Origin of the sequence: Vibrio sp. 1CM23M, assembly GCF_023161755.1 — a bacterium.
GTDB lineage: Bacteria > Pseudomonadota > Gammaproteobacteria > Enterobacterales > Vibrionaceae > Vibrio > Vibrio coralliirubri.
The window spans coordinates 199422-212391 of record NZ_JALNTR010000004.1; the positions used below are offsets into that span (position 1 = coordinate 199422).

A 12970-nucleotide genomic window follows, 5' to 3' on the forward strand; every position below is an offset into this window, starting at 1 on the left:
AGTGCCAGTAAAAAGCCTCTACCTGAAGTAAAGGCTGTAGCATTTGGCCTACCATGATCTTTTTACTTGGTAAGCTCTATATTAAGTCTCGAAGCCGTTAGATTACTTCAACTAAGCCTGCTCCGTCTTTCGCTTGGCACACATAAATAGATTCTTTTAGACCCGTCGCCGCTTGATATTTCTGTTCAACGGTTGTTTTGATTTCATCAACCAATGCAGGTGGAACCAATGCCACAATACAACCACCGAAACCACCGCCAGTCATACGCACGCCGCCTTGCTCACCGATCACTTCTTTGACCATATCAACCAGCGTATCGATTTCTTTCACCGTGATTTCAAAATCATCACGCATTGATGCATGCGATTCAGCCATGAGCTCACCCATACGCTTCATGTCGTGAGTACGCAGAGCTTGAGCCGCTTCAACGGTACGGTCATTTTCAGTGATCACGTGACGAGCACGTTTCGCGACCATTTCATCTAACTCAGACTCTTTCGCTTTGAATTGTTCAATAGTCACATCACGAAGTGCCGGAACACCAAAGATGCGCGCCGCTTCTTCACACTGTTCACGACGTGTGTTGTATTCGCTGTCGACCAAGCCGCGTTTCTTGTTTGAGTTGATGATAACCACAGCCATATCTTCTGGCATTGAAACCGCTTGAGTCTCTAGGCTACGACAATCCAAAAGCATCGCGTGGTTTGCGCGACCTTCTGCAGAGATCATTTGATCCATGATGCCACAGTTACAGCCAACGAATTCGTTTTCAGCTTGTTGGCCATTAAGCGCCACTTCGGCTTGGCTGATCTCTAGGTTGTAAAGCACCTTGAATGTTTGACCAATCACCACTTCCAGTGCCGCAGAAGAACTTAAACCTGCACCTTGAGGTACGTTACCCGTTACAGAGATGTCTGCACCTGTAAATTCAAAGCCGCGACCTTTTAAGCACTTCACCACACCACGAATGTAGTTAGCCCACATTTTGTCTTGTTGGAAGGTGATCTCTTGAGTTAGGTCGAACTCATCGACTGCATTGCCGTAGTCCACTGATACTACGCGTACAATGTTGTCGTCACGCTTAGCCGCTGCGACTACCGTTTGGTAGTTAATGGCACACGGTAGAACAAAACCATCGTTGTAGTCAGTGTGCTCGCCGATCAGGTTCACACGACCTGGTGCTTGGATAATATGAGTCGCTTGGTAACCAAGGACTTGCTCAAAAGATGCTTTCACGTTTTGGATTAGATCAGACATAAGTAAACTCTCTGGTTAAACTCTTTGTTCAATTGGTTATGGCCCCTTTACGGCACCACTTTAACTCTTTTAGATCCCCTATCTCGTTCGTCTCTCACGGTAGGGAATGACAACATCGGCTTCTCACCTGCCGTCATTCCAGAATCGAGAGACGAGATATCAGGAATCTCGCTCGTCATCTACGAAACAGGCTATTCCTGCTCTTTGTAGTGAACGTCACTCAAATCACGCAGACGCTGCGCCGCTTGTTCTGCGGTTAAATCACGCTGAGACTCAGCCAACATTTCGTAGCCGACCATGAATTTACGAACCGAAGCGCTGCGCAACAGTGGCGGGTAGAACAATGCATGCAGCTGCCAGTGATCGATATCCGTACCTTCTTCGAAGAACGGTGCATAGTGCCAGCCCATTGAGTAAGGGAATGAGCACTGGAATAAGTTGTCGTAACGACTGGTCAGCTTCTTAATCGCAAGCGCTAGATCATCACGTTGTTCATCAGTCAGTTCGCTCATACGGCGGATGTGTGTTTTTGGTAGCAACATGGTTTCAAATGGCCACGCCGCCCAATAAGGAACCACAGCAATCCAATGTTCAGTTTCAACCACAGTGCGAGAACCGTCTTTCATTTCAGCTTCAACGTAATCCACTAAAAGATTCGAACCTTGTTGTTCGAAGTACTCTTTTAACAGTTTCTCTTTGCGTTCAATTTCGTTGGGTAAAAAGCTGTTTGCCCAGATTTGACCGTGTGGGTGTGGCTGAGAACAGCCCATGGTCTCACCTTTGTTTTCAAACGCTTGAACCCATAGGTAGTCTTTACCTAGCTCTTCAATCTGTTCATTCCATGTGTCGATAACACCGCGAATCTTGTTTACTGGTAACTCTGGCAGCGTTTTGCTGTGGTCCGGAGAAAAACAGATCACGCGGCTCAACCCGCGAACACCTTGAGTCTTGAATAGAGGGTTTTCAGACTCTGGAGCATCAGGTGAATCAGGCATCAACGCCGCGAAATCATTACTGAATACGTAAGTGCCGTCGTAATCTGGGTTTTCGTCACCCGAGATACGTGTATTGGTTGGGCACAAGAAACACTCTTTCTCATACGCAGGAAGCTGCGCAGTCGATGGTTTTTCATCTTGGCCACTCCAAGGACGTTTTGCTCGGTGCGGTGATACTAAGATCCACTGACCCGTTAATGGGTTATAACGACGATGCGGGTGGTCTACTGGGTTAAATTCAACTTTTGACATGTTTAGATTGCTCTCAAATTTTGTGTCTTGGTCAATTCACCAAGATGAATAATTCTTCTACAAGGAGATTCCCTATCACGCTCGTGCCTCGCTGTAGGGAATGACGTTCAGAAATCGTAGTTTTTAAATTCGTCATTCCAGAATCGAGGTACGAGATATCTGGAATCTCTTTTCTCAATAACCTAAAAGTTACTTAGTAACCTTGTGGATTATTCGACTGCCAATTCCACGTATCCGCCGTCATCTCCATCACGCTACGCGTCGCCTTCCAGCCAAGCTCGCGCTCTGCTTTTTCAGTGCTTGCCCAACATTCGGCAATGTCACCAGCACGGCGTGGACAAAGCTCATAAGGAACCGGTTTGCCCGATGCTTGTGCGAAGGCTTCAACCATCTCGAGTACACTTGAGCCTTTGCCCGTACCTAGGTTGTAAATGTGTAAGCCCGCTTTCTCACCAACCACTTTTAGTGCTGCGACGTGACCGTCCGCTAAATCCATTACATGAATATAGTCACGAACGCCTGTGCCATCGACTGTTGGGTAATCGTTTCCAAAAACAGCCAGTTTTTCACGGCGACCGACGGCTACTTGAGCAATAAACGGCATTAAATTATTTGGGATACCTTGTGGGTCTTCACCCATAGTGCCCGATGGGTGTGCGCCGACTGGATTGAAGTAACGCAGTAAAGTCACGCTCCAATCGTTCTCCGCGTTGAACAGATCGCTCAAGCACTCTTCCACCATATATTTGCTGCGACCATAAGGGTTGGTTGTCGCGCCAGTTGGTGAAGTTTCAGTAATAGGTACTACTTCTGGATCGCCGTAAACGGTAGCCGAAGAACTAAATACGATGCTTTTCACGCCCGCTTTCTTCATGCTTCGAGCTAACACCAATGATCCATTAACGTTGTTATCGTAGTACTCCAAAGGCTTAGCCACCGACTCCCCTACCGCTTTCAGGCCAGCAAAGTGAATCACCGCTTGGATATCGTTTTCTGAAAACACGCTATCTAGAAAAGATTGGTCACGAATGTCGCCAAGATAAAATGTTGGTCGCTTGCCAGTTAACGACTCGATTCGTTCCAGCACTAGCTCTTTGCTGTTGCAAAGGTTATCAACAATGATCGGCTCCATACCCGCCTGTATCATTTGAATGCATGTATGACTTCCGATGTAACCCATGCCGCCCGTAACCAGTACTTTCACAATCAACCTCTCTTTGTCGTCATTCGTGGGCTAACTCGAACTGACATTCAGCTCAGTAGCACCGTATGTCAGAAATAGTAGCAGCCATTTTGACTATAATTCTGTGATCAAAACCACGAAGTGTAAACGTTTACACTAACTTTAATCATTGGTACTGTTCATGACATAGAGGAAATGTATAGCTGTTAACCTCTAATTCATTGAATTTTAATAAGATAATTATAGATAGTTAGATTTGAGACATCACAGATGAGTTGGAGATTTATTTTACTAAAAGTTAATGCAATGACGTCCAGTTTGATTACAATAGGTTTGTAGAATAAAGAGGTGCATTGCTTTTTACTAAATACCAATTTCAAAGCAGCGCAATGTTCCAATAACAGGAAGTGAGTATGGCAACGTTAAAAGATATCGCGACTGAAGCGAATGTATCATTGGCTACAGTTTCAAGGGTTCTCAATGAAGATCCAACATTAAGCGTCAAGGAAGAGACCAAGAGGCGTATCTTTGAAATTGCAGAGAAGTTGGAATACAAAACCAGCAGCTCACGAAAAACCGTTAGCAGTAAAAAACAAAACCATCACTTCCTAGCACTGTATAACTACAAACAAGAAGCGGAAGTTAACGACCCTTACTACCTATCGATTCGCCACGGGATTGAAACCCAATGTGAAAAGATGGAAGTTAAGCTAACCAACTGTTATGAAAGTAAAATACAGATCAATTCAGCACCGATCACAGGTGTTCTTTTGGTAGGAAGAATGACACCAGAGGTTATCGAGCAAGCTAAAAAGCTGAGCGATAATATCTGTTATGTCGATTTTACCGATCACTCAGAACCTTATGACTCTGTCGATATCGACCTGGCTTTGATCAGCAAAGAGATCACCAACTTCTTTATCAACCAAGGCTATGAGCGCATCGGCTTTATTGGTGGCCAAGACGACGTCAACACCCCTGATATTCGTGAAGTGGCCTTTGCTGAATATGGTGGCCTCAAAAATGTTGTCAGTGAGCAAGATATCTACCGCGGTGACTTCTCTAGCTCATCAGGTTACAAGCTTGCAAAACAGATGCTCGCGACGGGCGACTACCCTAAAGCCATGTTTATTGCGTCAGATTCCATCGCAATTGGCGTTTTACGAGCAGTTCATGAGCACGGATTAAACATTCCTGAAGATATTGCGCTGATCAGTGTAAACGACATCCCAACAGCTAAATTTACCTTCCCATCTTTATCAACTGTTCGTATTCACTCTGAACTGATGGGAATTCAAGGCGTTAACCTGCTGATCGAGAAAGTACGCGACGGCCGAACCATCCCACTACGTGTCTATGTACCAAGCAAACTCAAGCTGCGCGATACAACAAAATAATTAAATATATCAAGTAGATAAATAAAGGCTACCTTTGTTGAAGGTGGCCTTTTTTGTGCCCGTCACATACATCAATCGACACATATTCCCCTCTTTAACCTGCTGCATTAAACAGCCAATAGCATTCTTTTAAGTGGATCACACAGCACCGTAAAAAGACCATAAAAAACGTGATGAAGTTAAAGTAAAACGTTTTCACTAATTTCATTTAGTAAAACTTTTACTAATAATTACCTCAGTCCAAAATACTCGTATTCACTACGACCCAATTACGCATAAGAACGTCGGTCAGCAAACTGCATTCAGACCGAGAGAGAGGCAACGTGAACAACTGGGAAAACTTCCTGAACTTACATGAGAACCGTATGGCACCGCGTGCATACTTCTTCTCGTACGCATCAGAAAAAAATGCAAAAACGTTTCAGCGTGAACTGAGCAGCCACTTCCAACTATTGAGTGGTCAATGGAATTTCAGCTATTTCACCAATCCGCTATTGGTTCCTGAAGAGTTCTATTCTCAAGAAATGAGCGGCTGGGGAAACATCACGGTTCCAAACATGTGGCAAATGGAAGGCCACGGCGATCTTCAATACACAGATGAAGGTTTCCCATTCCCAATTGATGTGCCTTTCGTACCATCAGACAACCCAACCGGCGCATACCAACGCTCTTTCTTCCTTAGCGAAAGCTGGGACGAGAAACAAACCATCATCAAATTTGATGGCGTTGAAACTTACTTCGAAGTTTACGTAAACGGCGAATACGTGGGCTTCAGCAAAGGCAGCCGCCTAACCGCTGAGTTCGATATCTCTAGCCAGGTAAAAGCAGGCAACAACCTACTTTCTATTCGTGTGATGCAGTGGGCCGACTCCACCTACATTGAAGACCAAGACATGTGGTGGACGGGCGGTATCTTCCGTGATGTTTATCTAGTAGGTAAAGAACAACTGCACGTTCAAGACGTTACCGTTCGCACTGACTTCGACGACGCTTACCAAAGCGCGACCCTGTCGTGCAAAGTGGAACTAGAAAACCTAGCAGCAGCGGCAAACGCAACCCTTGAGTACGCATTGCTTGATGGCAGCCAAGTTATCTCGCAAGGCTCAGTAGATAACTTAAGTGTCGATGGCAATACGAATACTCAATTCTCTATTGATGTGGTTAACCCTGTTCAATGGAACGCTGAGAACCCTTACCTGTACCAACTGCTGCTGACGCTGAAAGACGCTGACGGCAAGGTGTTGGAAGTGATTCCACAGCGAGTTGGTTTCCGCGACATTAAAGTTCGTGATGGTTTGTTCTACATCAACAACAAATACGTGATGCTGCACGGCGTGAACCGTCACGACAACGACCACCTGAAAGGTCGTGCTGTAGGCATGGATCGCGTAGAGAAAGACTTAGTGTTGATGAAGCAACACAACATCAACTCAGTACGTACTGCACACTACCCGAACGATCCACGATTCTACGAACTGTGTGATATCTACGGCCTATTCGTGATGGGCGAAACCGATGTTGAAACACACGGCTTTGCTAACGTTGGCGACCTAAGCCGCATCACTAACGATGCTGCGTGGGAAGCGGTGTTTGTTGAACGTATCGAACGTCATATCCACGCTCAAAAGAACCACCCTTCTATCATCATGTGGTCTCTAGGTAACGAGTCTGGTTACGGCTGCAACATCCGCTCTATGTACGATGCTGCAAAAGCAATTGATGACACGCGTCTGGTTCACTATGAAGAAGACCGTGATGCTGAAGTGGTCGACATCATTTCAACCATGTACTCACGCGCTCAACTGATGAATGCCTTCGGTGAGTTCCCACACGAAAAACCACGCATCATCTGCGAATACGCACACGCAATGGGTAACGGCCCGGGTGGTTTAACTGAATACCAAAACGTGTTCTACAAGCATGACGCAATTCAAGGTCACTATGTTTGGGAATGGTGTGACCACGGCATTCTAGCGCGTGATGAAGCAGGCACAGAATTCTACAAATACGGCGGTGACTACGGTGACTATCCGAACAACTACAACTTCTGCATGGATGGCTTGATCTACCCAGACCAAACGCCAGGCCCTGGCTTGAAAGAGTACAAGCAAGTGATTGCCCCAGTGAAGCTTCGCGATTTCGATGCACAAACCGGCACCTTCACGGTAGACAACAAGCTTTGGTTCTCAAACATCAATGACTACACCATCACTGCGGAAATCCGCGCTGAGGGTGAGACCATTGCTGTAGAGCACATCAAGGTTGAAGAACTGGCTGAAAACTCTAGCCGCGAACTGACACTTAACTTGCCACAGCTTGATGAGCGTGAAGTGTTTGTGAACTTTACGGTTCGCAAGGATTCTCGTACTTCATACAGCGAAGCGAACCACGACATCGCGGTTTATCAGTTCCAAGTGAAAGAGAACACAGCACAACTTGAAGCCTTCACCAACAACAATGCGACAGCACTGAATGTTGAAGAGTCTCGCTTAGCCTACCTAATCAAAGGCCACAACTTTGCTCTGAACTTCTCGAAAGTGAACGGTAAACTGACATCATGGTTAGTCAATGGCGAGGAACTGATTAAGTCTGAGCCTAAGCTGAACTTCTTCAAGCCAATGATCGATAACCATAAGCAAGAGCACGATGGTTACTGGGAGCCAGCACACCTACAGATCATGCAGGAACACTTCCGTAGCATTGACCTTGAGTGCGTGAATGTCGAGCAGGTAAACGGCAAGGTAGAGATCACCACCACCAGCATCATTGCTCCACCAGTATTTGATTTCGGTATGCGTTGTGAATATCGCTACCAGATCAGTGCTGAAGGTCAGCTAAACGTTGAACTGAGCGGCGAGCGTTACGGTGATTACCCTCACGTGATTCCAGTCATTGGTTTCGACATGGGCATTAACGGCGACTTCGACCAAGTTCAATACTACGGCCGCGGCCCTGAAGAGAACTACCAAGACAGCAAGCAAGCCAACATGATTGATGTTTACCAATCAACCGTGGCTGACATGTTCGAGAACTACCCGTTCCCACAAAACAACGGCAACCGCCAACACGTTCGTTGGGCTGCGCTTTCAAGCCGTGCGGGTAATGGTATTGCAGTAAAACCACAGCAAGAAATCAACTTCAGCGCATGGTTCTACACCAACCAAAACCTGCATCAAGCACAGCACACTATTGAACTAGAGAAGAGTGGCTACATCACCCTAAACCTAGATCACCAAGTGATGGGCTTAGGCTCAAATTCTTGGGGCAGCGAAGTGTTGGATTCTTACCGCGTGTACATGGACGAGTTCCGCTACGGCCTAACTCTGATTCCATTCCAAGCAGGCGATTGCGACGCACAACACCTAATCAATCACAACTTTGGTGACGAGTTCTTCACGGCGAATACGCCAACAACTCAACCACAACAGAACGAGGCATAAGCGATGATCGTTTTAGACAACCTAGAGCAATTTAAAGTCGTTTACCGCGACGGTCGTAAATGGCAGCGCTGTGTAGAAGCGATTGAAAACATCGGCAAAATCAAAGATGGCGTGATGTATTCCATTGGTGACTCACTGGCTTACATGATTGAAGACGGCGTGGCTCGTAACACAGAAAACTTCACCGGTAACCGCCGTTACTTCGATGTGCACTACTACTTGGAAGGTCGTGAAACGGTTGAGTTCGCTGATAAGTCTCAGCTTGAACAGACCCAAGCTTACAGCGATGAAACCGACCGTGAACACCTCATGGGTAACGGCGAGACTCGTGAGTTAGTTGAAGGCCAAGTAGCAATCTTTGATAACAGCAAAGCTTACCGCTTTCACGGTGATAACCGAGTTCGCAAAGTGGTGCTGAAAGTGACCATTGAAGACGGCTACTTCCTTAATAAGTAAGTAACGGAAGCTAAATAAGTAACCGATATTAAGCTACCGAAGCCAAACAGCTGAAAGTAGCAACCACAAGATCTATTCACAGTGTGACTGAGGCTTGCCGTTCAAGACTCAGCCACACTGCAAACGCCTTTATGCTTCTTCCCTACAAGGAAGCTTAAAGATATAACGACTATAATTACGTGACCCTTGGAGGACACTATGTCTGAATCTGTACGCGGTAAGTTAGGCAAATTTGCCCTACTCTCCATGACATTTGCAGCGGTATTTAACGTTCGCAACATTGTAAACAACAACATCGAATTGGGATTGAGTTCTGCTCCTATCTTTTTGCTCGCGACCCTTATTTACTTCATTCCATTCGTGTTCATTATTGCTGAATTCGTATCTGCAAATAAAAATTCTGAGTCAGGCATGTATGACTGGCTTAAAAAACCGCTGGGCTCAAAAGCAGCCTACCTAGGTTCGTTCCTATACTGGTTCGTAAACCTTTTCTGGTTTGTATCTCTGCTACCAAACGTAATCGCTTATGCGTCTTACGCGATGTTGGGCTATGAATACGCCTTCTCGCCAGTCGTCACATCGGCTATCTCGATTGCTCTGTTTGCAGCAGCGACACACATCTCAACCAAAGGCGCGAGTTGGCTAGGTAAGATTGCCGAGATCGTGGCCTACGGTGTATTCGCTCTGTTTGCAATCTACGTTATCGGTGCACTAATGGCACTGGGCGGCAACCATGAGCCAGTAGAACCAATCACGCTTGAAGCAATGACACCGACCATCAACTGGGCAACGCTAGGTATCATGTGTTGGATCTTCCAAGCAGCCGGTGGTGCAGAAACCGCAGCCGCTTACCTAAACGATGTTAAGGGCGGTCACAAGTCTTTCATCAAGGTTATCATTGGTGCAGGTATCGCAATCGGCGCAATGTACGCAGTTGGCTCTCTACTGGTAAACGTATTCGTTGCTCGTGATGAACTGACCTACGCTGGCGGCATGGTTGAAATCTTCACAGGTATGGCGAACTACTTCGACATTTCACAATCTCTAACGGGTCGCTTCGTCGGCATTATCCTATTCGTTGCCATGTTCGGTTCGATGATGATGTGGACAGCAGCTCCAGTAAAAATTCACTTCTCTGAAATTCCTAAAGGTGTTTACGGCGAGAAGACAACAGAGCTTAACGAACACGGCGTGCCAGTACGTGCAGCTTGGTGGCAGTTCGCGTTTGTATTCGTGATGCTTGTGGTGAACGGCTTCGGCTCTGAATCAGTACAAGACATGATGAACACAGCAATCAACCTAACCGCTGGTACAGCAATGCTTCCACCGATCTTCATCATGGTGGCGTACTTTGTATTCCGCTTGAAGCATGACGACACACCGCGTGATTTCCGCATGGGTACTCGAGTTCAAGGTATGGCAGTGGTTTCGGTACTGATTGGTATCTTCGTTGTGAGCATGACAGCATCGGCATTCCCGACAGGTGTTGACCTTGTTCAAGCCTTCTTCATCAACGTCTTCATGACAGCGGTATTCTCTGGTCTTGCTTGGTGGTGGATCTCTCGCTTTGAAAAAAAGCAGGCAGGTAAAGACGCAAAGCTAGAAACAGCTAAGCAATCGTAGCTCTCTGATTCCCCCCAACTTTAAAAGCGCCTACCAAGGCGCTTTTTTTTGTTTTAAATCAGACAATTAAATGACAAACCAAGAAATAAAAACGACGTTCCGTCAAGGTTTCAGTTCACGAAAAACACCAATTAATAGGTAATAAAACTCGAATAAAAACCAAGGTAAAATATTAACTAAATTTATTTACTCAAGGTCACATATTTGATCAATTTCGATTAACTTCCCGCCGCTTAATCTTTAATCTTCTTGCTGAAGAGACAAACTGATTCATATAAAAAAGCGACACAAAGCCCCTACAAGCCTTATAAATCGTCGCTCATGAAACAAGCAATCTCTTCAATGAACTTCTTAACCTTTAACTCTTTGTTTTGGTAATAACTTTACTGAAAAACCAGAGAGAAAAAGCCCAAAGAAGTCCGATCGTAAATCTATAAAAACAACAATGAGCCAACCCTGACAAAACAAAGCGGGTGTTTGCCAAACCAACATAACAATAAAAGTGCGGCCTAGAGCTTCCCTCTCTAGGACCAAGTTATAACGATCATCAACGTGATTCACCGGAGAACATCATGTCCGAAAATAAACGCAGTACGATAGGCAAATTTGCCCTACTGTCTATGACCTTCGCGGCGGTATACAGCTTCAATAACATCATTAATAACAACATCGAGATCGGTCTTTCCTCGGCTCCGATGTTCTTTCTAGCAACCATCTTTTACTTTGTGCCATTTTGTTTGATCGTTGCAGAGTTTGTATCACTGAATAAAGACTCTGAAGCGGGTGTTTACTCTTGGGTTAAAAGCTCTCTAGGCGGCCGCTGGGCGTTTATTTCAGCTTACACCTACTGGTTTGTTAACCTGTTCTTCTTTACCTCTCTGCTGCCTAGAATCATCGCTTATGCGTCGTATGCGTTCTTAGGCTTTGAGTACATATTCACGCCAATGACCACCGCAATTCTGAGTACGATTTTGTTTGCGGTCGCGACTCATATCTCTAACAACGGTGCGAAGTTACTGGGCCCTATCACCTCACTAACATCATCACTGATGCTGCTGCTAACGATGTCTTACATCTTGTTATCTGGCGGTGCTTTAGTAGGCGGTATCGAGCCTGCTGACCCAATCACCATTGAAGCCATGACACCAAGCTTCAACTGGGCATTCCTTGGCGTAATCACTTGGATCTTCATGGCGGCAGGCGGTGCAGAATCGGTCGCGGTTTACGTTAACGACATCAAAGGTGGTCACAAGTCTTTCGTTAAAGTGATCATCATCGCGGGTATCTTCATCGGTGCACTTTACTCGGTAGGGTCTGTACTTGCTAACGTGTTTGTTTCGCGTGAAGAACTTAAATTCACAGGCGGCTCAGTTCAGGTATTTGAAGGGCTAGCAAGACACTTTGGCCTGTCTGAAATCTTAATGAACCGTTTCGTTGGTGTGGTTTCATTCACGGCGATGCTGGGCTCTCTGCTAATGTGGACGGCAACACCCGTTAAGATTTTCTTCTCTGAAATCCCTAAAGGCATCTTCGGCGAGAAAACTGTCGCGCTTAACAAACAAGGCGTTCCAGAGCGCGCGGCATGGATTCAGTTCTTCATCGTGATTCCACTGATGTTCATCCCAACGTTGGCCTCTGACACCGTTCAAGACTTGATGAGCACCATCATTAACATGACTGCAGCAGCTTCTATGCTACCGCCACTGTTCATCATGATTGCTTACCTTCACCTGCGCGTGAAACTGGATCACCTTCCTCGTGATTTCCGCATGGGTTCTCGTACGGTCGGTATTACTGCAGTATCGATTCTTATCGCTATCTTTACGGTTGGCTTCTTCGCTTCTACCTTCCCAACAGGCGCAGACATCATGACCATCATCTTCTACAACGTGGGTGGTATTGTGATCTTCCTTGGCTACGCATGGTGGAAGTACGGTCAATACGAGAAAAGCTTATCTCCAGAAGAGAAAAAACTAGAAGCAAAGCCTGAACCGGCGAACGCTTAGCTTTACCCTACACTCTCATTGAAAGCTTAAGGTACTTACATTTAAACTTCAGGCACTCGCATTTGGTGAGTGCCTTTTTATTTGTCGGTACATTCCCACTCAACACCTAAATTCCACCAAAGCCTTCAAGAAAGAAGACATTCGAGTCCACAATCGAACCACCTATAAAGTAATTCACCAACTGAATAGCTATCACCCTAGCCATGCCTCTACACATTCAACTTAAAGTCAAAATAAAAACAAAGTAAATATTTACTAAAAATAGATCACACTTTTAAACTGAATTAATTTTAAACACCAAATTTATCATTAATATCGGTTTTGCGATCGTAAGTAACCTGACCAATACGCCTTGAAGAG

Annotated in this window: 8 protein-coding genes; 5 read left to right on the plus strand and 3 right to left on the minus strand. The window is 45.6% G+C overall.

The window, feature by feature from the left end; all coding sequences use genetic code 11:
- Positions 1-97: 97 nt before the first annotated feature.
- From galK to galE, 3 genes are all read right to left on the minus strand, one after another.
- On the minus strand, positions 98-1258 hold the full coding sequence (galK, locus tag MSG35_RS15185; protein WP_048612261.1) for a galactokinase: 1161 nt from the start codon (positions 1256-1258) through the stop codon (positions 98-100).
- A 191-nt stretch (positions 1259-1449) separates the two neighbouring features.
- The gene (locus MSG35_RS15190) at positions 1450-2505 is read right to left on the minus strand and encodes a UDP-glucose--hexose-1-phosphate uridylyltransferase (protein ID WP_016784956.1); all 1056 of its coding nucleotides are present in this window, start codon (positions 2503-2505) and stop codon (positions 1450-1452) included.
- A 193-nt stretch (positions 2506-2698) separates the two neighbouring features.
- Positions 2699-3709: a UDP-glucose 4-epimerase GalE gene (gene galE, locus MSG35_RS15195; protein ID WP_017070355.1), complete on the minus strand. Its 1011-nt coding sequence runs from the start codon at positions 3707-3709 to the stop codon at positions 2699-2701.
- A gap of 392 nt (positions 3710-4101) precedes the next feature.
- Between galE and ebgR the strand changes: the two genes are divergently transcribed.
- The 5 genes from ebgR (at position 4102) to MSG35_RS15220 (ending at position 12610) form a co-directional block, all read left to right on the plus strand.
- Positions 4102-5085 (plus strand): transcriptional regulator EbgR, encoded by a 984-nt coding sequence (gene ebgR, locus MSG35_RS15200; protein ID WP_017069515.1) that lies wholly within the window; start codon positions 4102-4104, stop codon positions 5083-5085.
- A 323-nt stretch (positions 5086-5408) separates the two neighbouring features.
- Positions 5409-8525, plus strand: a complete 3117-nt coding sequence (gene ebgA, locus MSG35_RS15205; RefSeq protein ID WP_248384460.1) for a beta-galactosidase subunit alpha — start codon at positions 5409-5411, stop codon at positions 8523-8525.
- A gap of 3 nt (positions 8526-8528) precedes the next feature.
- A complete protein-coding gene (locus tag MSG35_RS15210; RefSeq protein WP_050644914.1) occupies positions 8529-8981 on the plus strand; it encodes a beta-galactosidase subunit beta in 453 nt (150 codons plus the stop codon).
- Between the two features lie 198 nt (positions 8982-9179).
- The gene (locus tag MSG35_RS15215) at positions 9180-10604 is read left to right on the plus strand and encodes an amino acid permease (protein ID WP_048605567.1); all 1425 of its coding nucleotides are present in this window, start codon (positions 9180-9182) and stop codon (positions 10602-10604) included.
- Between the two features lie 572 nt (positions 10605-11176).
- On the plus strand, positions 11177-12610 hold the full coding sequence (locus tag MSG35_RS15220) for an amino acid permease (protein ID WP_050633944.1): 1434 nt from the start codon (positions 11177-11179) through the stop codon (positions 12608-12610).
- Positions 12611-12970: the final 360 nt, after the last annotated feature.

Bases quoted from the DNA above. Each gene is read 5' to 3' on its own strand.
- galK (WP_048612261.1), bottom strand. From the start codon at position 1,258: ATGTCTGATCTAATCCAAAACGTGAAAGCATCTTTTGAGCAAGTCCTT.
- MSG35_RS15190 (WP_016784956.1), bottom strand. From the start codon at position 2,505: ATGTCAAAAGTTGAATTTAACCCAGTAGACCACCCGCATCGTCGTTAT.
- ebgR (WP_017069515.1), top strand. From the start codon at position 4,102: ATGGCAACGTTAAAAGATATCGCGACTGAAGCGAATGTATCATTGGCT.
- MSG35_RS15210 (WP_050644914.1), top strand. From the start codon at position 8,529: ATGATCGTTTTAGACAACCTAGAGCAATTTAAAGTCGTTTACCGCGAC.
- MSG35_RS15215 (WP_048605567.1), top strand. From the start codon at position 9,180: ATGTCTGAATCTGTACGCGGTAAGTTAGGCAAATTTGCCCTACTCTCC.
- MSG35_RS15220 (WP_050633944.1), top strand. From the start codon at position 11,177: ATGTCCGAAAATAAACGCAGTACGATAGGCAAATTTGCCCTACTGTCT.